Annotated in this window: 21 protein-coding genes; 14 read left to right on the top strand and 7 right to left on the bottom strand. The window is 50.4% G+C overall.

The annotated features are described in order from the left end of the window. Genes ACJ67_RS03305 through ACJ67_RS03295 form a run of 3 tightly spaced genes read left to right on the top strand, consistent with a single transcriptional unit; the run spans window position 1 to window position 4,630 of the window. Complete coding sequence (locus ACJ67_RS03305; RefSeq protein ID WP_049637863.1) at window positions 1-1,152, top strand: efflux RND transporter periplasmic adaptor subunit; 1,152 nt, start codon at window positions 1-3, stop codon at window positions 1,150-1,152. A 3-nt stretch (window positions 1,153-1,155) separates the two neighbouring features. Continuing rightward, the gene (locus ACJ67_RS03300; protein WP_049637862.1) at window positions 1,156-4,257 is read left to right on the top strand and encodes an efflux RND transporter permease subunit; all 3,102 of its coding nucleotides are present in this window, start codon (window positions 1,156-1,158) and stop codon (window positions 4,255-4,257) included. Window positions 4,258-4,297: 40 nt separating this feature from the next. Then, on the top strand, window positions 4,298-4,630 hold the full coding sequence (locus ACJ67_RS03295) for a P-II family nitrogen regulator (protein WP_018986140.1): 333 nt from the start codon (window positions 4,298-4,300) through the stop codon (window positions 4,628-4,630). A 4-nt stretch (window positions 4,631-4,634) separates the two neighbouring features. Here ACJ67_RS03295 and ACJ67_RS03290 read toward each other — a convergent pair whose 3' ends face one another. The 3 genes from ACJ67_RS03290 to dapA are packed head-to-tail and all read right to left on the bottom strand — an operon-like array spanning window position 4,635 to window position 7,597. Then, window positions 4,635-5,411, bottom strand: coding sequence for an MBL fold metallo-hydrolase (locus ACJ67_RS03290; RefSeq protein ID WP_049637861.1), 777 nt, complete (start codon window positions 5,409-5,411; stop codon window positions 4,635-4,637). A 12-nt stretch (window positions 5,412-5,423) separates the two neighbouring features. Then, complete coding sequence (bamC, locus tag ACJ67_RS03285) at window positions 5,424-6,680, bottom strand: outer membrane protein assembly factor BamC (RefSeq protein WP_049637860.1); 1,257 nt, start codon at window positions 6,678-6,680, stop codon at window positions 5,424-5,426. A gap of 38 nt (window positions 6,681-6,718) precedes the next feature. Continuing rightward, entirely contained in the window at window positions 6,719-7,597 is an 879-nt protein-coding gene (dapA, locus tag ACJ67_RS03280; RefSeq protein ID WP_049637859.1) for a 4-hydroxy-tetrahydrodipicolinate synthase, read from the bottom strand. A 261-nt stretch (window positions 7,598-7,858) separates the two neighbouring features. Here dapA and ACJ67_RS03275 point away from each other — a divergent pair, with 261 nt between their 5' ends. Genes ACJ67_RS03275 through ACJ67_RS03265 form a run of 3 tightly spaced genes read left to right on the top strand, consistent with a single transcriptional unit; the run spans window position 7,859 to window position 9,664 of the window. Continuing rightward, on the top strand, window positions 7,859-8,524 hold the full coding sequence (locus tag ACJ67_RS03275) for an RnfABCDGE type electron transport complex subunit B (RefSeq protein WP_049637858.1): 666 nt from the start codon (window positions 7,859-7,861) through the stop codon (window positions 8,522-8,524). Window positions 8,525-8,552: 28 nt separating this feature from the next. Beyond that, the gene (gene nth, locus ACJ67_RS03270; RefSeq protein WP_049637857.1) at window positions 8,553-9,212 is read left to right on the top strand and encodes an endonuclease III; all 660 of its coding nucleotides are present in this window, start codon (window positions 8,553-8,555) and stop codon (window positions 9,210-9,212) included. Window positions 9,213-9,214: 2 nt separating this feature from the next. Then, on the top strand, window positions 9,215-9,664 hold the full coding sequence (locus ACJ67_RS03265) for a DUF1841 family protein (protein ID WP_049637856.1): 450 nt from the start codon (window positions 9,215-9,217) through the stop codon (window positions 9,662-9,664). A 42-nt stretch (window positions 9,665-9,706) separates the two neighbouring features. On the opposite strand, the gene ACJ67_RS03260 is transcribed toward ACJ67_RS03265, so the two are convergent. Further along, window positions 9,707-10,774, bottom strand: coding sequence for an AI-2E family transporter (locus ACJ67_RS03260; protein ID WP_049637855.1), 1,068 nt, complete (start codon window positions 10,772-10,774; stop codon window positions 9,707-9,709). Window positions 10,775-10,792: 18 nt separating this feature from the next. On the opposite strand from ACJ67_RS03260, the gene ACJ67_RS15100 reads away from it, so the two are divergent. The 7 genes from ACJ67_RS15100 (at window position 10,793) to ACJ67_RS03230 (ending at window position 14,530) form a co-directional block, all read left to right on the top strand. Then, window positions 10,793-10,927: a hypothetical protein gene (locus ACJ67_RS15100; RefSeq protein ID WP_255350787.1), complete on the top strand. Its 135-nt coding sequence runs from the start codon at window positions 10,793-10,795 to the stop codon at window positions 10,925-10,927. Window positions 10,928-11,011: 84 nt separating this feature from the next. Next, on the top strand, window positions 11,012-11,554 hold the full coding sequence (locus tag ACJ67_RS03255; RefSeq protein ID WP_049637854.1) for a sigma-70 family RNA polymerase sigma factor: 543 nt from the start codon (window positions 11,012-11,014) through the stop codon (window positions 11,552-11,554). A 27-nt stretch (window positions 11,555-11,581) separates the two neighbouring features. Continuing rightward, window positions 11,582-11,830, top strand: coding sequence for a zf-HC2 domain-containing protein (locus tag ACJ67_RS03250; RefSeq protein ID WP_049637853.1), 249 nt, complete (start codon window positions 11,582-11,584; stop codon window positions 11,828-11,830). 36 nt (window positions 11,831-11,866) lie between these two features. Next, complete coding sequence (locus ACJ67_RS03245; protein WP_049637852.1) at window positions 11,867-12,196, top strand: hypothetical protein; 330 nt, start codon at window positions 11,867-11,869, stop codon at window positions 12,194-12,196. Window positions 12,197-12,210: 14 nt separating this feature from the next. Further along, window positions 12,211-13,089, top strand: coding sequence for a DUF692 domain-containing protein (locus ACJ67_RS03240; protein WP_049637851.1), 879 nt, complete (start codon window positions 12,211-12,213; stop codon window positions 13,087-13,089). Further along, complete coding sequence (locus tag ACJ67_RS03235) at window positions 13,086-13,871, top strand: DUF2063 domain-containing protein (protein WP_197080654.1); 786 nt, start codon at window positions 13,086-13,088, stop codon at window positions 13,869-13,871. The genes ACJ67_RS03240 and ACJ67_RS03235 overlap by 4 nt, the downstream gene beginning before the upstream one ends. Window positions 13,872-14,059: 188 nt before the next feature. Beyond that, entirely contained in the window at window positions 14,060-14,530 is a 471-nt protein-coding gene (locus ACJ67_RS03230) for a MarR family winged helix-turn-helix transcriptional regulator (protein WP_049637850.1), read from the top strand. A 60-nt stretch (window positions 14,531-14,590) separates the two neighbouring features. Here ACJ67_RS03230 and ACJ67_RS03225 read toward each other — a convergent pair whose 3' ends face one another. The 3 genes from ACJ67_RS03225 to ACJ67_RS03215 all read right to left on the bottom strand — a co-directional run bounded on the left by ACJ67_RS03225 (window position 14,591) and on the right by ACJ67_RS03215 (window position 18,522). Next, window positions 14,591-14,776: a DUF1289 domain-containing protein gene (locus ACJ67_RS03225; RefSeq protein WP_049637849.1), complete on the bottom strand. Its 186-nt coding sequence runs from the start codon at window positions 14,774-14,776 to the stop codon at window positions 14,591-14,593. Between the two features lie 24 nt (window positions 14,777-14,800). Further along, window positions 14,801-17,515: a preprotein translocase subunit SecA gene (gene secA / locus ACJ67_RS03220; protein ID WP_049637848.1), complete on the bottom strand. Its 2,715-nt coding sequence runs from the start codon at window positions 17,513-17,515 to the stop codon at window positions 14,801-14,803. A 104-nt stretch (window positions 17,516-17,619) separates the two neighbouring features. Next, a complete protein-coding gene (locus ACJ67_RS03215) occupies window positions 17,620-18,522 on the bottom strand; it encodes a M23 family metallopeptidase (RefSeq protein ID WP_049637847.1) in 903 nt (300 codons plus the stop codon). Here ACJ67_RS03215 and ACJ67_RS03210 point away from each other — a divergent pair. Next, window positions 18,521-19,066: a DUF721 domain-containing protein gene (locus ACJ67_RS03210; protein WP_231587235.1), complete on the top strand. Its 546-nt coding sequence runs from the start codon at window positions 18,521-18,523 to the stop codon at window positions 19,064-19,066. The genes ACJ67_RS03215 and ACJ67_RS03210 overlap by 2 nt on opposite strands. The last annotated feature ends 139 nt before the right edge of the window (window positions 19,067-19,205 follow it).

Below are 19,205 nucleotides of genomic sequence, written 5' to 3'. Positions count from 1 at the left end.
ATGTCTCGCGTGTTATTTTCAACCTTGTTAACTGCCGCACTGGCCGTCATGTCTACGGCGTGCTCCGAAAAACCAGCGCCGGCACCAGAAACGAAAGAAGTCGTCGACCCTAGCCTAGTCACCTTGACCAAAGAACTACAAGCCAACGTAAAAACCGGCCCTGTGACTGAAATACAGTTTGTGGATACGCTACGCATTCCTGGCCGCATCCAGGTCGATGAACAATTTGAGTCCCGCGCTGGCGCGTCCATTACTGGCCGTATCAGCACGCTGGATGTGAACCTCGGCGACGAAGTCAAAGCGGGCCAACGCCTGGCAACGATCAAAAGCACTGAGCTGGCGCAATACCAATTAAGCTATATTAAAGCCAGCCAACAGATGCAATTACATAAAAAAGCCGTTGATCGTGCAAAACAGTTGCTGGAAGCGGATGTCATCAGCCAGGCTGAATTACAACGTCGAGAAGGCGAGCTGAACGCAGCCAATGCAGAACTAAATGCCGCCCGTGACCAGTTGCTGGTGTTGGGCATGGCGCCCAACAGCATCTCTCAGCTAGGCCTGGCCAATAGTGGCATGTCTACTAGCCAGGTCAACTCCAAAATCACCGGGACGGTGATTGAACGCAAGGCTCGCCTGGGCCAGGTTGTGGCCCCGGCAGAAGAATTATTTGTGATTGCGGATTTGTCGCATGTGTGGGCTGTAGCCGAAATTCCAGAGCAACAGATTGCCCATATCAGCGAAGGCCAAAGCATTAATATCGAGGTCCCTGCGCTGAATGATGCCGAACTGACTGGCACCTTGGCATTTGTGGGCGATATTGTGAACCCGGCCACACGTACAGTGATGGCACGTGCCAATATCAGCAACAATAAAATGCTGCTCAAGCCTGACATGTTGATTACTATCCTGCTTGAAGCCAAACCGGAAAAAGTGGTTGCAGTGCCTGCGACGGCCGTGGTGCGTGAAAACAATGCAGACCATGTGTTTGTGCAAACCATGAAACCCACGCAATACAAACTGATACCCGTCACACTGGGACGCTCCTACGAGGGCCAGAGGGAAGTTCTGCAAGGCTTGCAACCAGGTGATCAAATCGTGCTGGATGGCGCTTTTCACGTCAATAACGAGCGTAAGCGCAAAGAAATGGAGTAAAGCATGATTGAATCGATGATTAGAGGCGCTCTCAAGCAGCGCCTCATTGTGCTGGTAATTGCCATCGCCCTGATCGGCGCCGGTTTATTTGCGGTTAAAAAACTGTCCGTCGATGCATTTCCGGATGTGACCAACGTCCAAGTCATGATTGCGACGCAGGCAACCGGAAAATCCCCTGAAGAAGTAGAACGTTTCATTACCGTCCCGCTGGAAATCGCCATGACTGGCCTGCCCGGCCTGACTGAAATGCGCTCGGTAAACAAAAATGCCTTATCACTGATTACGCTGGTATTTACGGACAGCACCGATGTCTATTTTGCCCGGCAACTGGTGATGGAACGCCTGATGGAAGTGATGGAGCGTATGCCGCAAGGCGTCACACCTATCCTTGGTCCTGTCTCTACCGGTCTCGGCGAAGTCTATCAATTCACGCTGGACAAACCTGGTGATGGCAAGAAAGAGCTAACGCGGGAAGATCTGACAGAAAGACGCGCTATCCAGGATTGGGTTGTGCGCCCCTTGCTGCGCGGCATTCCTGGCGTGGCCGAGATCAACTCTCAAGGCGGCTATGTCAAACAGTACCAGGTACTGGTCAATCCGGATCGGATGACGCATTTCTCCATCAAGCTAAAAGATGTGTATGAAGCCTTGGCGCGCAACAACGCCAATAGCGGCGGCGGTATTCTTCCGCATTATGCAGAGCAATACTTGATCCGGGGTGTGGGCCTGGTGCAAAACCTGGACGATATCCGCAATATGGTGCTCAAAGAAGAAAATGGCATCCCGGTCTACATCCGTGATGTAGCAGAAGTCACCATCGGCCACGAGGTGCGTGTCGGCGTCGTCCTGAAAAACGGCGACACCGAATCGGTTGGCGGGATTGTGATCATGATGCGCGGCGGTAACGCCAAGGAAGTTGTCAGCCGTATCAAGACACGGGTAGAAGAAATCAACAGTAAAGGCATGTTGCCACATGGCCTGCAAATTGTGCCTTATTACGATCGTAGTGAACTGGTCGATGCAGCGCTGCACACCGTGACCAAGGTGCTGATTGAAGGCATTATTTTGGTGATTGTGATTCTGTTCCTTTTCCTCGGCGATGTGCGTTCCAGCCTGATTGTGGTGGGCACCCTGGTGCTGACGCCACTGATTACCTTTATGGTGATGAACCATTACGGTATTTCAGCCAACCTGATGTCCTTGGGCGGGCTGGCGATTGCCATTGGCTTGATGGTGGACGGTTCTGTGGTGGTGGTTGAAAATGCTTTTCACCATTTGGGTCACCGCAAGGACGAGAGCAAAATCCGCGTTGTGCTAGAGGCCGCCAGTGAAGTGGCAACCCCAGTGTTATTTGGCGTAGGCATCATTATCCTGGTGTTCTTGCCATTGATGACATTGGAAGGCATGGAAGGCAAAATGTTTGCGCCTTTGGCATACACCATTGCCATCGCCTTGTTTGTCTCGCTGGTCTTGTCGCTGACCATGACCCCTGCGCTGTGCTCTTATGTATTAAAAGGGGGTAGCGGTGAAGATACCAAGTTGATACAGACTATAAAGAAACCCTACCTGTCGGCCTTGAACTGGGTGCTCAAAAACGAGAAGAAAACGATTACTTTCTCGGCACTGTTTTTTATTGGCACGATTGCCCTGTTCCCGTTCCTGGGTACTTCCTTTATCCCGGAAATGAAAGAAGGTTCTATCGTACCGGGGATTAACCGTGTGCCCAATATTTCGCTGGAAGAGTCCATGAAAATGGAAAACAAGGCGATGAAGCTAATCATGGAGCAAGTGCCAGGCGTGAAATCTGCCATCTCTGGTCTTGGTCGCGGCGAAAGCCCGGCGGACGCGCAGGCACAAAACGAATCCACGCCTATCATCAGCCTGAAACCCCGTGAAGAATGGCCGGAAGGTTGGACGCAGGATGACATTGCCGAGAAGATGCGTGCAGTGCTGGAGAAATACATCCCCGGTGTACAAATCATCATGGCGCAGCCGATTTCTGACCGCGTGGATGAGTTGCTGACTGGGGTTCGTGCCGATGTGGCAGTCAAGATCTTTGGTGAAGACCTGGATACACTGAAACAAAAAGCAGACGAAATTGCCAGGATTGCTGGTACGGTAAAAGGCGCCACCGAAATCAAGGTGGAAAAGGTATCAGGGCAGCAATACCTGAATATTACCATTGACCGCCAGGCCATTGCCCGTCATGGCATTAACACTGCCGATGTGCACGATATCGTTGAAACAGCGATTGGCGGCAAGATTGCTACCGAGATTTTCGAAGGTCAGCGCCGATTCTCGGCGGCAGTTCGTTATCCGGAGTCTTTCCGTAACAATGAAGAAGCTATCCGCAATATCATGCTGACTTCACCGAATGGTTCCCGCGTGGCATTGGATGATGTGGCAGATATTGAGGTCAAGGACGGGCCGGCACAGATCAGCCGCGAACTGGCCAAGCGCAGGATTGTGATTGGTGTGAACGTGAAAGATCGCGACCTGGGCGGCTTCGTTGCTGAACTGCAACAAGTGCTTGATCAGCGCCTGCAGTTGCCTGATGGTTACTACCTGGAATATGGCGGCCAGTTCCAGAACATGGAACGTGCCATGGGCCACCTGATGATTATTATTCCAGTGACGATTGCAGCGATTTTCTTCTTGCTGTTCTTGCTGTTCCAGTCGATACGCTTTGCCACCATGATTATTCTGGTGCTGCCTTTTGCCTCTATCGGCGGCGTGATTGCCTTATTCGTGACAGGTGAATATTTGTCAGTGCCTGCCTCCGTGGGTTTCATTGCCTTGTGGGGGATCGCCGTACTCAATGCCGTCGTGCTGGTATCGTATATCCGCACGCTACGCGAAGAAGGCCTGGATCAGCTAGAGGCTATCCGCAAAGGCTGTGCCCAACGTTTCCGACCAGTGATGATGACGGCGACAGTGGCGATGTTGGGTCTGGTGCCGTTCCTGTTTGCCACAGGGCCAGGTTCCGAAGTGCAGCGCCCATTGGCAATTGTCGTGATTGGTGGCTTGATTACGTCTACCTTGCTGACATTAATCGTGGTGCCGACCTTGTACCGTAAGTTTGAAGAAAGCAGAATAGAGGCATAATCCATGATTGCCGATATTCAAAGCGCTAAGGACACTTTATATGAAAGAAATTAAAGCCGTCATACAACCTGCGAGACTGCCTAAAATTCGCTCGGCCCTGCGGAATATCAAGGGTTTTCCCGGCATGTCAGTCAACAAAATGGAAGGTTGTGGCCCACACTTGCAAAAACCCAGTATCGGCGTACGGGAGGAGTTGACGGACTACAGTCCTAAAGTCTACCTGTACATGGTGGTGCCGGATGAATTGGTAGAGGGCATATTACAAACCATTACTGAAGTGGCGCATACTGGCAATGTCGGTGATGGCATTGTCTGGGTGACACCGGTAGAGCGCATCATCCGCTTATCAGAAGAAATTACGGTGCTGGATTAAACAACTAGGTGGGTTGTAAAGAACGCCAGCCCAGCCCTTCTTGCTGACTGGCAATTTGCACCCACTCACTCGCGCACTGCAACACCTCACTCAACGCCTGCTTTGCCAAAGCAGGCGTATTATTTTTCTCGCTCAGGTGCGCTGCCACCAGATGTTTGAGCTTGCTATTGTCCAGCTGGCTTAATAACTGCGCACTCGTCTGGTTATCCAGATGCCCTAACCAGCCGCCTACCCGCTTCTTGAGTGAATGTGCATAGGGTCCAGTACGCAGCATCTCCAGGTCATGATTACATTCCAGCAGCAACCCATCACACCCTTGTAATATCATCACAATATGTGGCGTAACACTCCCTACATCCGTCAACACGCCCAGCTTATGATTGCCGTCCCCGAACACGAATTGGGCAGGCTCCCGCGCATCGTGCGGCACCGGATAAGGCTGAACCTCAATCTCATGCAGTGCAAACGTGGTATGTGCATCTATGATATGAATATTGATGGCCTGTGATGGCAAATAACGCTGGCACATGCTGTACGTCCCGTGCGTGAGCCAGACCGGGATTTGATAGCGTGCGGCCAGTTTGAACACACCACGTGCGTGGTCATCATGTTCATGCGTCACAAGGATACCCGTCAACTGCTCAGGCTGTAACTGCAACCGCGCAAGGCGTTGCACCGTTTCTTTGACGCTAAAGCCACAATCAAGCAAAAGCCGGGTTTCCCCGGCTTCTACCACAGTGGCATTACCTGCACTGCCACTGCCTAGTGATGCGAATCGCACAGCTTGCTCCGTTTACTTCAACTGATCATAGAGCAGTGAAATAATGCGGTTGGCCGTGGTGGAGGTGTTGCGTTTATTTTCAGGGGTCAACACATAAACATCAGTGGTGTCATCTGCATTTTCCAGTACCTGGATATGATACTGTTTGCTGGATTTATCCCCGTCAGATGTTCCTTTCCAGAACTTGGTCTTGTCGCCGGGCTTCACATCCGCCGGGGTAGTACTTTTCTCATCATCATCGCTACCCCAGAACTTCAGGCGTTCCAGTAATCCTTTCTTCTGCTTGATCGGGTCTTCTGCATCCGTGTCTGCATAGCGTACGTAGAAAATGCCCTCGGAACGGTTTTTGTCTTCGGTCACAAAACCAATACGATCCAAGGCCAGGCCAACACGGCGCCAGGCACGGTCAAACGGCTCGTTCAACTTCAAGGTGACGCTCTGGTCAGACTCCTTGACCACATCTGCACGCTTGTCTGAAGCAGATTGCGCCATCACCTGGTCTGCTTTCTGCTCATCCAGACCTAATTTCACCATCATGCGGCGGAGTAATTCTGCGTCCAGGTCAGCATCAAACTCCTGTCCGGCATTGTTCTTGTTCTCAGCCGCGTTGGGGCGATAACCAGTATCAATGACACCCAATTGGGTCTGCACATAATTTTTGCCATCATCCGGTGCACCGGCGACAGTACGGTGCGTCATATAGATTTCGGTGGTGCCGTCTTTCTCCCCACGTTCCAGACGCGTGCGGAATTTACGCCTATCGGCAAAACCAGAAAGTTTATCCAGCCAGGCATCAAACTTTTCACCATAGCCACGGTTATCTTCCTTGGGCTTGATGGCATCAGACTGCAACCACTCGGTTTCAATCACGCCAAGCTCAGGATTCTCTACCCTGACAGCAAAGCCTTGATCCAGCCAGAAATCACGTACAATCGGCCAGATTTTTTCCGGAGGCGCATTCACCACCAGCCAGCGCTGCTGGCCTGCTTTCACCATGCGCACGTTTTTCATGTCTGCCAGCACAGGTTGTGGACCATTCTGCTCTTGCACTTCCTGGTTCTGGCTATAGGCTGAGTAACTGGTGCTGCCAGGCACATTGTAAGTACTGCTGGTACGCATCGCGGTCAGGTCTGGCGGCACTTCAAGTGGCCTGGAGCGACCTGCGCCCTTGTAGTCAGAACTATTATCAATAAACGGGATGGAATCGCACGCTGAAAGCGCTGTGACCAGACTGGCCAGCACCACACGTTGTAACCAAACATGACTCATGTATTTCACTTGTTTCACCCTAAATTAGTTTTAGCCGATCAAGCGGCAATTTCTGCCTGCTTCATGGCATTGCGCAATACTTCATGATATTGGCTGGATAAATTGACCAGCGGCAAACGGATGCCGGTGGCAATCATTCCCATTTGTTGTAATACCCATTTCACTGGAATCGGGTTCGCTTCTACAAACAACTTCTGGTGCAATGCAAACAGTTTGGCATTGGCCGCTTTGGCTGCGGCCAGGTTGCCATTCAAAGCATGCTCGCACATTTCGTGCATTAATTTGGGCGCGACATTGGCCGTAACCGAAATCACGCCTTTCCCCCCCAATAACATCAGGGCCAGCGCAGTGGCATCATCCCCGCTGTATATGGCGAACTCCGCTGGTGCACGCAACAGCAAATCGGTCCCGCGCTCAATCCCGCCTGTCGCATCCTTAATCCCGACAATGTTGCGAATCTGCGCCAGGCGCAATACGGTGTCATTCGACAAGTCGCAACCGGTGCGGCCTGGCACATTATAGAGAATTTGCGGGATATCGACCGCCTCAGCCACGGCTTTAAAGTGCTGATACAAGCCCTCTTGGGAGGGCTTGTTGTAATACGGTGCCACCAGCAGACACGCATCTGCGCCGACTGCCTTGGCTTTGGCAGTCAGTTCAATGGCTTCAGCAGTGGAGTTTGCGCCAGTACCGGCAATGACTGGCACGCGTTTGGCAACATGCTCAACGGTAGTTTTGATCAGCAAGCAGTGCTCATCCACATCCACCGTGGGCGACTCGCCGGTCGTGCCAACGATGACAATGCCATCCGTCCCTGCCTCTACATGAAAGTCGACCAGCTTTTTGAGGGCGTCCAGATCCAAACGTCCATCTTCAAACATGGGGGTCACGATTGCGACCAAACTGCCCGTTAACATACCTAGCGCCATCTTTAAGAATAAAGCGAATATTTTAACTGATTATCCGGTCTAACGCCAAAGAACGCTCCTACTTGCTGTATCGGGACGGATACAAGCGCAAGACGGCGGTAAAATCACTGGCGTCCTGCTGCGGCAGGCTTTTTCCACCTCGCTCCCGGCCAAAGAAAAAGCAAGGTTTCGGTTATAATAAAACTCTTAGCAACCTATCTTAAACGGCTATTTAGCCAGGATCCAATGCAGACGACTCACCGCGATCACATGATTGAAGTCGAAGAGACTGCGCCTGAGCTGCCAGAACGATTTGTCGACCTCATTGCAAAGATAGATGCGGCATTACCGCAAACTCAATGCCGCCAATGCGGTTACGAGGGATGCAAACCTTATGCTGAAGCGATCGTCCGCGGAGAGGCCAATATCAACCAATGCCCGCCTGGAGGAGAAGCTGGCATTCATGCGCTTGCCAAATTACTGCAACGTCCTTTCCAGGCATTAAATCCGGCCCACGGCATGACCAAACCCAAAGCAGTGGCCTTGATTGATGAGGAAACATGCATAGGCTGCACCCTGTGCATTCAGGCCTGTCCCGTTGATGCCATTTTGGGCGCATCCAAACTGATGCATACAGTGATTTCTCAGGAATGCACTGGCTGTGAGCTATGTTTACCGCCCTGCCCGGTGGACTGCATAGAGATGCAAACGATTCCCGGCCGACCTACCGCCATGAATGAAGCTGAAGCCGCGCTAGCAAGACAACGCCACCAGCAACGCCTTTCTCGCCTTGCCCTTGAAAAACAGAAGACCGCCCAAACCTACAGCAAACGCAACCAGACGATTGTTACGACCGAGACACCCTCAACCGAGGTGCTCAAGAAAAATGCCATTGCCGCAGCCATGGCGCGCGTCAAAGCGCAAAAGACAGGTTGACCCTGTGACCTATGATTGAAACCGTTTTATGAATGCACAAAAAAGACTGGCGATATTTGAGCGGCTGGCCAAAGCCATCCCCAACCCGACCACTGAGCTGGAGCATAGCTCCACGTTCGAATTACTGATTGCCGTCATCCTGTCTGCTCAGGCGACAGACAAAGGTGTCAATATCGCCACCCGTCAATTGTTCAAGGTGGCCAACACACCGCAGGCTATCCTGGATTTGGGGCTGGCAGGTCTTGAAAGTTACATCAAGACCATAGGTCTTTACCATGCCAAAGCCAACAATGTTCTCAAATGCTGCCAGCAATTGATTACTCTGCATGGCGGCGAAGTGCCAGATAACCGTGAGGCGCTGGAAGCGTTAGCTGGCGTTGGACGCAAAACAGCTAATGTCATCCTCAATACCGCGTTTGGCCAGCCGACCATTGCCGTTGATACGCATTTGTTCCGCGTGGGCAACCGCACCAAACTGGCGCCAGGGAAAAATGTGCTGGAGGTGGAAAAACGTTTTTTAAGCACCACTCCCAAGCAGTTTTTGAAAGATGCCCACCACTTACTGATTTTGCATGGCCGTTACACCTGCGTGGCCCGCAACCCAAAATGCGGGGAATGCTGCATTGCCGACTTGTGCGAATTTCACGACAAACAAATACATCCGGTTCCGCCACCGGCAGGAGTTTGAGTATGGCCTTGTTCAATCCTAGCCGTGATGAAGTACGCCAGTTTTTCTTTGATGCCTGGGCGAAGTTCAAGCAACAGAAAACACTGACCGAGCTCGAGAAAATGGCTGTCGGCATCATGCATATGCATCCTGAATATCACAGTATCCTTGATCAGCCGGAACATTACTTGCAGCAAGCTTATTACCCGGAAATGGGCGAAACCAACCCATTTTTACATATGAGCTTGCATCTCTCCATCCAAGAGCAAATCAGCATCAACCAGCCGACAGGCATTACACAGGCTTATGGCAAGCTGTGTACACACTTCCAGGAAGAGCATGGAGCGCAGCATGCCCTGCTGGAATGCCTGGCTGAAACTATCTGGCTGGCACAGCGTAATCAGACAGGACTGGATGCGGCACATTATTTAAGCTTGATAGAACAGCGCGCCAACATCAAGCCACACAAATAAGGCCATGTCTTGCCACGATTGGCTTATCAAACGCAAAGCCTGTTAGCTTGACGCAATCTCTACGTCATCTGCATGCTTGTTTTGCAAGGCTACCCAATGTGAAACAAGCGTCAAACCCACCGCTAATAAAGTTGGTCCCAGAAAAATTCCAATAAAACCAAACGCGAGCGCGCCACCCAGTACCCCTAGTACAACCAACAGCATGGGCAAATGTGAAGAATGGCTAATAAGAATAGGCTTGATGACATTATCCACACTACTAATCACCAGCAAGCCATAAAACCCTAAAAATATCGCCCAGCCTGATTCGCCATGGCTAAACAGCCATAGCGCAGCCCCGCCCCAAACCAAAGGCGGGCCCACAGGCACGACTGACAGAAAAAAGGTCGCCATAGCCAACAGCAAAGGCATCGGTGCCCCCGCAAGCCAAAAACCAAAGAGAGCCACAGTGGATTGTGCTAATGCCGTCCCAAATATACCCAGCATCACACCTTTGACTGTCATGCAAGACAATTGCAGCATTTCCTCACCCAAGGCACCTCCCAGCCGCCTGACCATCGCCTTGACAGCGTTGGCCATGCGAGCACCATCGCGGTAAAAAAAGAAAGCAATGAACACAACGAGTAACAATTGCATAAAACCGCTCATCACCAACTGTACTGCTCGCAACAAATAACTGCGCAAAGGCACGGCATATTGATGCGTCATCCGCATCAAGGCTTCATTGCTTAACAATGCACTTTGCCATGCGTCAGCAAGCTGCGTCCCTATCACAGGGATGCGCGCCACCCAAGGGGGCGCGCGTGACGGCAGGCTCTGTAGGAAAAGCCGCGCCTCATTCAGTAAGAGTGTGGCTGAATCGGTCAGATGCACAGCAAGATAGGCCATCGGCAGAATCAACGCGAGCAGCAGGAACAAAGTCATTATCACAGCGGCCAAGGCATCACGCCTGCCTAATTGCAACCAGATACGATGATATAACGGCCAGGTAAACACGCAGAGTACCGCTGCAAATAACACCGCAGCCATAAAAGGATGCAAAACAAATACGCAGCCGATGATCAGGAGAGTAATCAGGGCAATACGCGCAATCTGGTTGGTATTAATCATATGCAGTCTGGAGATGGTATGAATGTATTTGATTATCTCGCAGGATGTGGATTTATTGGCAAACTTTATGCCTGCGGAAGATTAACCGCCCATGCATGGCTGACAGGAAGTTCTGAAAGCATCACCTCTTTGCGCAACCGCATCATTTTGTAAAATAGGGATGCAACAAGTCAAGAGGATCAAATATCGACGGCCTGAATATTCCGTCGTGGGGCAAACTGTGCTTCAATAGCCAGCATGAAATCTAACCCGCATGACTGGCTGAAAGAACATGGTGATTATCTTTACCGTTTTGCACTGGCGCGCTTGCGTGACGTGCATCAGGCCGAAGACGTAGTGCAGGAAACACTGCTCGCTGCAATCAAAAATCCAAACTTTGCCGAACAATCCAGCCCACGCACTTGGTTAACCGGTATTCTCAAACACAAAATCATTGATTGCATGCGCAAACAGATACGGGAAACACCAGTGTCCGAATTGCTCAGTGAAGAAGACGCCAATATGGATGATTTTTTTGATGACACCGGGCATTGGGCAGAAAAACCGCAAGCCTGGGATGTACCACATGATGCGCTGCAGCAAACCCAGTTTCTGAAAGTGTTACAGCAATGCATGGAACGTTTACCACAGAAACTGGCGGCCATTTTCACCATGCGCGATGTCGACGAGATGGATAATGATGAAATATGTAAGGAACTCGGCGTCACCGCGACCAATGCATGGGTCATGTTATACCGCGCCCGTATGGGTTTACGTAAGTGCCTGGAGTTGCACTGGTAAATTGTCTATGGTGAAACGGAAGAAGAAATGCTGAATTGCAAACAAACCAGCCTGCTGGTATCGCAATCACTCGACCGCCCGCTCACCTGGCGTGAGCGTTGGGCCGTCAGAATACATTTGCTGATTTGTGTGTATTGCCGACGCTTTAAGCAACAACTCAAATGGATTCGTGGCTGCATGCCACGTTGGCAGCAACAAGCCAGCGAGCGTAGCGATATTGTATTACCTATGGCGGCAAGGGAGCGTATTGCACAACAACTGGACAAATTTTACTGATGATTTTTATTTCACCCTGTTAAAAAAGGAACTAACATGTCTACTCATAAAATGGCTGCAATTACCGGTGCTGTTGCTTTGTCTATGGCTGCCGCTTCTGTCCATGCAGAAAATCCGTTTGAATTAAAAACACTCGCGCAAGGTTACCAGGTGGCAGATGCTGCCGACAGCAAAGCCAAAGAAGGCAAATGCAGCAGTGGTAAATGCGGCTCTCATATGAAGCATGGCAACAAAAGCGGCAAAACTAAAGAAGGCTCTTGCCACCACGAGAAAACCAAGGAAGGTGCCTGCTCTGCCGACAAGATGAAAGAAGGCAGCTGTTCGGCAGAAAAAATGAAAGAAGGCGCCTGCCACGCCAGCAAATAAACAAGACGGATACCTTGGCACAACGGTCTGATATTCGCGGGGCAGGACTGGGGCTAAAGCGCGAGCTACTGCCCCAATTGATGCAGCATCAAGGGAAACCTTGGCTGTCGCAATTGCAATTCCTCGAAATTGCGCCGGAGAACTGGATAGCGGCGGGCGGCAAATATGCCGCCGAGCTGGACTGGTTAAAGCAACATTATCCTATCGTATGCCATGGCTTATGCCTGTCACTGGGCGGGCCTGACCCTCTTAACATCCCTTTTTTGCAGCAGGTCCGTCGATTTCTGGATGACTTCGAAATCCCCCTCTACACCGAACATCTCAGCTATTGCAGTGATTTATCTAATGGCTACATTTACGACTTGCTGCCCATTCCATTTACTGAAGAAGCCATTAGATATGTGGCTCAACGCATCCGGCAGACTCAAGACACTTTGCAACGGCGCATTGCTGTGGAAAACACTTCTTTTTATGTGGACGCGCCCATCTCCGAGATGGACGAAATAGATTTCATCAATGCCGTGCTGACGGAAGCTGATTGTGACTTGCACCTGGATATCAATAATGTGTACGTGAATAGCGTCAACTTTGGTTTCGATCCCTATGCTTTCTTGGACAAGATACCGGTTGATCGAGTGGTTTACGGCCACATGGCCGGGCATTTGCAGGTATCGCCCGGCCTGCTGGTAGATACTCATGGCGAAGCTATTGCTGACCCTGTGTGGCAATTACTCAAATATGCTTATGACAGGTTGGGAGGCTTTCCTACGCTGCTGGAACGCGACAGCAATTTCCCACCCTTAGCGGACCTGATGCAGGAAGTGGATCATATTGTGTCTCTACAGCATCACGCAGAGACTACGCATCAGTCATTGCTGGATAAGATTGCATGATGCCCGCTACATTTCAAACCTACCAGGCTGCGTTTACAGCACACTTACGGCAACCGTCCATTCACGCCAAACCTGCTGGCGTAGACAGCAAACGTATACGTGTCTATCGTGAAATCGTCTTCAATAACTTTGTTGCCAGTGTCAGCACCTGTTTTCCGGTATTGCTGGGCATCCTGGGTAAACGTCATTTTGGCAAACTGGTGAGGCAGTGTTTTTTTTCCCAGCAATTCAAAAGCCCCCTGTTTCAGGATATTCCAGGCAGTTTTGTTGATTTTTTACAGTCATTAAACTCACCGGAGTTACCAGACTATACCGCGCAACTTGCCCATTATGAGTGGATAGAGCTGGTGCTGAGCAGGCAAATTGAGACAGAGGCTGTTGCATTGCCGGCGGCGCTTATCGCAGAAGCCAGCGCACTGTTACACTATGAAGTGCGATTGCCAGCCGTATATCGTTTGTTAAAGTATGATTTTGCTGTTCATCAACTCTCTAGAAAGCGGCGCGCAATTACTCCTGAAGTGACCTATTTGCTGGTCTACCGCGCCCCGGATTTCCGGATTCGGTTTATACAACTCAATGCGGTCACCTTCCAGTTACTACAGCAATTGCAAACACAGACCAAGACATCAGAGGGCCATTTGCAAGACCTGGCCAAAAACTTGCCCCATTTAGCTACGGAATCCGTCATGAGGTTTGGCATGCAAACGCTCTATGCGCTTTATCAACAGCAGGCCCTCAGGACAGATGGAAGCGTGACAACTTCTAATCAGCAATCCTTTTAAACAGATTCACGTTAAACAGGTTCACGGGCGAATAGAGTGATCTCTTGGGAGGCTGCAACTCTTGTAAAAACAACATTTTTGTCTAAAACCATATTTCGTTTCTGGTTTTTACATTCAACCACCCTCGCTAATTATTACTTCACAAAGGAAAATGATAAAATAACTATAATATTTACATTTAATTAATTATGCAAAACTCACTCGCCAAAGATGCTTTAAAACAATTCAGGATTATTTTCGGTACGGTCAGACAACATTTTAGGGAAATTGAAGCTTCTTGCGGCATCTCAGGTTCTCAGCTTTGGTTGTTACATGAAATTTACACACATCCAGACCTCGGTGTTTCGCGCCTGGCTGACAACCTTGCCATCCACCAATCCACTTGCAGCTTGCTGGTAGAGAAGCTGGTGAAAAAACAGCTGGTGAAAAAACAGCGTCTGGCGGAAGACCAGCGCAAAGTCGGTTTGATAGTGACGCCTGCCGGCCAGGCCGTATTAGCCAATGCGCCACAGCCACTGGATGGCATTCTGCCGCAGGTATTGGCCACCCTCGATACAGAAGCGCTGCAAAGTTTAAACGCGTCTCTCAAAATGGTGATTAGTAAATTGGATACGCAATCATCCAATACACTCGCCAATCATCCGTTGGCAGAGATGTAACCGGGGGACGAGAAATAAAAAAGCCGGCAGTTGCCGGCCTTTTTATTCGGTATAGCGCCGCTATTCGCCGAACACTGCTGACTCACGTGCATTTGCGAGCTTGATCACTTCTGCTTTACCAGCGTTATCCAGATCCCACCACTGGCGGATTTCATCCAGGGTTCTGAAACAGCCTTGGCAAAAGCCATTGCTTTCATCAATGCTGCAAACGCCTACACAGGGAGATGGAATTTCTTGGTCAGACATACTTTTTCCTTAGACGTGGCTAGTTTAGCTCAAAGCCCCATGACAGTTCTTGTAACGTTTACCAGAGCCGCATGGGCAGGGGTCATTACGTCCCACGCGCACACCTTCCGGCAAGTTCGGTGATGATGCCGCGCTGTCAGTGTTGTAATCGGTGTGCTGGTATTGCAAATTACCGACTTCTGCCGCGCGCATGGCCTCTTCTGCACGACGCTCTTCCTCTTCAAGCTCTTCACGTGAGCGCACTTGTACCTGCATTGTGATTTTCGTTACTTCGCTCTTGACAGTATTGAGCAGGGACTCAAATAACTCAAACGCCTCACGCTTGTACTCCTGTTTGGGATTTTTCTGCGCATAAGAACGCAGATGTATGCCCTGGCGTAAATGATCCAGCGCTGCCAAATGCTCGCGCCAGTGATTATCCAGACTTTGCAGCATGACTGCGCGCTCGAAGTTACGCATATTGTCATTGCCAGCCATCGCCTCTTTTTCTGCATAGCTCTCATTAGCCGCATTGAGGATACGCTCACGCAATGTTTCTTCATGCAGGTCTGGGTTATTTTCCAGCCATTCAGCCACGGGCAGGCTGATAGACAGCTCGGCCTGCAAAGCTTGCTCAAGTGCAGGAATCTCCCATTGCTCTTCAACACTGCCAGGTGGCACATACGTATTAAACAGGCTATTAATCACATCCTCACGCATGGCTCGAATCGTTTGGCCGACATCAACTGATTCCAGCAGCTCATTGCGCTGCTCGTAAATGACCTTGCGTTGGTCATTGGAAACATCATCGTATTCCAGCAATTGCTTACGGATATCAAAGTTACGGCCTTCTACCTTGCGTTGTGCGTTTTCAATCGCTCGCGTCACCATGGCGTGCTCAATCGCTTCGCCCTCAGGCATGTTGAGGCGGGTCATGATCGCTGCCACACGTTCACCGGAGAAAATGCGCAAGAGCGGATCTTCCAGGGAGAGATAAAAGCGGCTGGAGCCTGGATCACCCTGGCGGCCGGCACGGCCACGCAACTGGTTATCGACACGGCGGGACTCGTGACGTTCAGTCCCGATAATATGCAAGCCGCCTGCTGCCAATACCGCATCGTGGCGTTGCTGCCATTCTGCTTTCAATTGCGCCACCTTGGCTGTTTTTTCAGCCTCGGATAATTTATCATCCTGCTGGATGGCATGAATTTCATTTTCTGAATTACCACCGAGCACAATATCGGTACCCCGACCAGCCATGTTGGTTGCAATGGTAATCACACCAGGACGTCCGGCTTCGGCGACAATGGTCGCTTCACGTTCATGTTGTTTGGCATTGAGCACCTGGTGCTCCAGCTTGGCTTGCGTCAAAAACTTGGAAATCAGTTCGGAGTTTTCAATCGAAGTGGTACCGACCAGTACCGGCTGGCCTTTAGCCTGGCACTCCTTGATGTCTTCAATGACCGCCTTGTACTTTTCCATGCCAGTGCGATACACCTTATCCATGGCGTCAATACGCTGTACTGGCCGGTGCGTTGGAATCACCACCGTTTCCAGACCATAAATCTGGTTGAACTCGTAGGCCTCGGTATCTGCTGTACCAGTCATGCCACTAAGTTTGTGGTACATGCGGAAGTAATTCTGGAAGGTAATCGAAGCCAGTGTCTGGTTTTCCTTCTGGATGGTCACACCTTCCTTGGCTTCTACCGCCTGATGCAGGCCATCAGACCAGCGGCGTCCCGGCATCATACGGCCAGAAAACTCATCGACAATCACGATTTCGCCATTACGCACCACATAATGCTGGTCACGGTGATACAGGTTTTGTGCACGCAGGGAAGCATACAGGTGATGCACCAGGGTGATATTGGCGGGCTCATACAAACTGGAACCCGCTGTTAACAAGCCGGTTTGCTCCAATAGCTGCTCAGCATGCTCGTGACCGGCCTCACTCATGGTCACACTCTGCGCCTTTTCATCGACCCAGAAATCGCCTTCACCCTCTTCCACCTGTTGACGCACCAATTGCTTGGCTACTTCATTGATTGCGCCATACAAATCCACACTGTGTTCAGCCTGACCGGAAATAATCAGCGGCGTACGAGCTTCGTCGATCAGGATGGAGTCCACTTCATCCACCAGCGCATAATGCAAAGGGCGCTGCACGCGCTCCTCTTTGCTGAACACCATGTTGTCGCGCAAATAGTCAAAGCCGAACTCATTATTGGTACCATAGGTAATGTCAGCTGCGTAAGCCTGTTGCTTGGCATCATGGGGCATTTGTGACAGATTAATCCCCACTGTCAGGCCCAAGAAGTTATACAGCTTGCCCATCCATTCGGCGTCGCGCTTGGCCAGGTAATCATTCACTGTCACTACATGCACACCTTTGCCAGTCAAAGCATTCAGGTATGTTGGCAATGTCGCTACCAGCGTCTTACCTTCACCGGTACGCATTTCGGCAATCTTGCCTGCATTGAGCACCATGCCGCCAATCAGCTGCACGTCAAAATGTCGCATGCCCAAGACACGTTTACCGCCCTCGCGTACTACGGCAAATGCTTCAGGCAACAGCTTCTCTAATGTTTCACCATTGGCATACCGTTGCTTAAACTCTTCTGTTTTTGCACGCAATTGCTCATCTGTGAGCGCCTGTGTATCAGGTTCCAGGGCATTGATTTGTTTGACGATTTGCTGATATTGCTTGACCAGTCGATCATTCCGACTGCCAAATAACTTTTTAAACAACGAGGCTAACATGAGTCACACCGATTTCCGCATGCGCGGCGTTAATAGAAATAAACCGAGATTGTATAAGATATAGAGGGAGGTTGTCTCAACTATTGCATCAATCACTACTTTACTCAGGAGTGGTTCCTGAGATATTCGCGCGGATCAAGTGGGTTGCCATTGAGCCGGATTTCATAATGCAAATGCGGACCGGTGGAGCGGCCAGTACTACCAATGAGGGCGATTTTCTGCCCTTTGGTCACGCGCTCTCCTGCCTTGACCAGCAATTTAGAATTGTGTGCATACCGGGTTTCCAGACCTGAGCCATGGTCAATTTTTAACAAATTGCCATAGTCAGGTGTTTGTACCGCCGTGGTCACAATCCCATCGGCTGCTGCATAAACCGCAGTACCGACTGACGCCGGAAAATCCAAACCTTCATGAAATGCGCGGTGCCCGCTCAACGGGTCAATGCGCCAACCATAACTGGAAGAACTGTAAGCCACCCCTACAGGACTGCTATTTGGCAACATTTCACGCAATACGCTACTCTGCAACAGCTTGGCTTCAAGTTTGCCCTGGAACTCATCACGAACATCGAGATCGGCCGACATCTGCTCAATAATTGTCTTCAGGTCATCTTCACTTAAAGGCGAATCTTTCACCAAGGGCCCACCTTGACCCATCAGGTCATTGACAGGTGTTCTTTGGTTGATAGGCTCGGCACTTGACTTGACACCTGCCAGTTTGGATAGACGCTGGTTCTGGGCGTCCAGCCGTAATATACGTGCCTGCAACTCACCAATCTGCTTGGCATAGGCATCGAGGTGGCTTTGGGTAGACAACATGGCACCACGCAAATGTGGGGGCAACATGGCTTTCACGCCCTGGGATTTAATCACTTGCTGCGGGGTAATAAATAGCAAGGTGAGTACCACAGGGACAAGAATCAGTGCCAGCACTATGCCCAAACTTTCAAACACACCCAGCGTTTTGGGTTTGGCCATTTTTTCTGAAACAATAATGATATTAATCATGCTACGAACTCTCGTTATTCACCGGCGTTTAGATGGTAGACCCAATCGGACGACCTGCGTGGTGTACAATATTCAAGCATTCTGTGGACAATCCGCCATGTTCAAAATCAACCAGATTTTCAAACACCATCACGACCTCAAACCTTTGTTACAGGAGGCGGATGATCGCCAGCAACTACAAGATTGCTGGTCTGCGGTTGCCCCGGAATTCTCCAGGTTTTCGCATGTACTGGCTTTACATGATGGCGCCCTGACGATTGCTGTGCAATCGGGCGCAGTGGCCAGCAGAATCAGGCTGATGGAAGCCCAACTCTTGCGAAAAATCCGGGATTTTTGCCAAAACTCCCGGAAAATCAAAGGCTTAAACCTTAACGCAATTAAGGTCAAAGTGCAAGTAAAATCTCGCCCGCAAAGCAAGCATAAACGCATTAAAGCGCCCTCAAATCGTGCTTTAAGCACACTGGAAACCTATGCAAATGAAGCGAATAACCCAGCGCTGGAAGCTGCTTTACGTCACTTTATCAATCATCAACGTCACGATTGACTGCGACACCCTACCCTTCAAAAATCGCCCCAAAAACGCGCTTGTAGACGCACTTTAATAGTGCAATAATGGCCCAACCCGTTACATTTTGTTTACAACTTTGTGACCGGCCAATAAGGTGTCATTACGTTCAACGCAG

It is taken from the genome of Methylophilus sp. TWE2 (assembly GCF_001183865.1).
GTDB lineage: Bacteria > Pseudomonadota > Gammaproteobacteria > Burkholderiales > Methylophilaceae > Methylophilus.
The sequence above is the reverse complement of the archived record's forward strand: the minus strand, read 5'-3'. Positions and strand labels throughout refer to the sequence as shown.

Coding starts and splice junctions, on each gene's coding strand:
- ACJ67_RS03265 (WP_049637856.1), top strand. CDS start 9,215: ATGGCCTTGTTCAATCCTAGCCGTGATGAAGTACGCCAGTTTTTCTTT.
- ACJ67_RS03225 (WP_049637849.1), bottom strand. CDS start 14,776: ATGTCTGACCAAGAAATTCCATCTCCCTGTGTAGGCGTTTGCAGCATT.
- nth (WP_049637857.1), top strand. CDS start 8,553: ATGAATGCACAAAAAAGACTGGCGATATTTGAGCGGCTGGCCAAAGCC.
- ACJ67_RS03230 (WP_049637850.1), top strand. CDS start 14,060: ATGCAAAACTCACTCGCCAAAGATGCTTTAAAACAATTCAGGATTATT.
- ACJ67_RS15100 (WP_255350787.1), top strand. CDS start 10,793: ATGAATGTATTTGATTATCTCGCAGGATGTGGATTTATTGGCAAACTT.
- ACJ67_RS03250 (WP_049637853.1), top strand. CDS start 11,582: ATGCTGAATTGCAAACAAACCAGCCTGCTGGTATCGCAATCACTCGAC.
- ACJ67_RS03245 (WP_049637852.1), top strand. CDS start 11,867: ATGTCTACTCATAAAATGGCTGCAATTACCGGTGCTGTTGCTTTGTCT.
- secA (WP_049637848.1), bottom strand. CDS start 17,515: ATGTTAGCCTCGTTGTTTAAAAAGTTATTTGGCAGTCGGAATGATCGA.
- ACJ67_RS03275 (WP_049637858.1), top strand. CDS start 7,859: ATGATTGAAGTCGAAGAGACTGCGCCTGAGCTGCCAGAACGATTTGTC.
- ACJ67_RS03255 (WP_049637854.1), top strand. CDS start 11,012: ATGAAATCTAACCCGCATGACTGGCTGAAAGAACATGGTGATTATCTT.
- bamC (WP_049637860.1), bottom strand. CDS start 6,680: ATGAGTCATGTTTGGTTACAACGTGTGGTGCTGGCCAGTCTGGTCACA.
- ACJ67_RS03215 (WP_049637847.1), bottom strand. CDS start 18,522: ATGATTAATATCATTATTGTTTCAGAAAAAATGGCCAAACCCAAAACG.
- ACJ67_RS03210 (WP_231587235.1), top strand. CDS start 18,521: ATGCTACGAACTCTCGTTATTCACCGGCGTTTAGATGGTAGACCCAAT.
- ACJ67_RS03235 (WP_197080654.1), top strand. CDS start 13,086: ATGATGCCCGCTACATTTCAAACCTACCAGGCTGCGTTTACAGCACAC.
- ACJ67_RS03260 (WP_049637855.1), bottom strand. CDS start 10,774: ATGATTAATACCAACCAGATTGCGCGTATTGCCCTGATTACTCTCCTG.
- ACJ67_RS03305 (WP_049637863.1), top strand. CDS start 1: ATGTCTCGCGTGTTATTTTCAACCTTGTTAACTGCCGCACTGGCCGTC.
- ACJ67_RS03300 (WP_049637862.1), top strand. CDS start 1,156: ATGATTGAATCGATGATTAGAGGCGCTCTCAAGCAGCGCCTCATTGTG.
- dapA (WP_049637859.1), bottom strand. CDS start 7,597: ATGTTAACGGGCAGTTTGGTCGCAATCGTGACCCCCATGTTTGAAGAT.
- ACJ67_RS03295 (WP_018986140.1), top strand. CDS start 4,298: ATGAAAGAAATTAAAGCCGTCATACAACCTGCGAGACTGCCTAAAATT.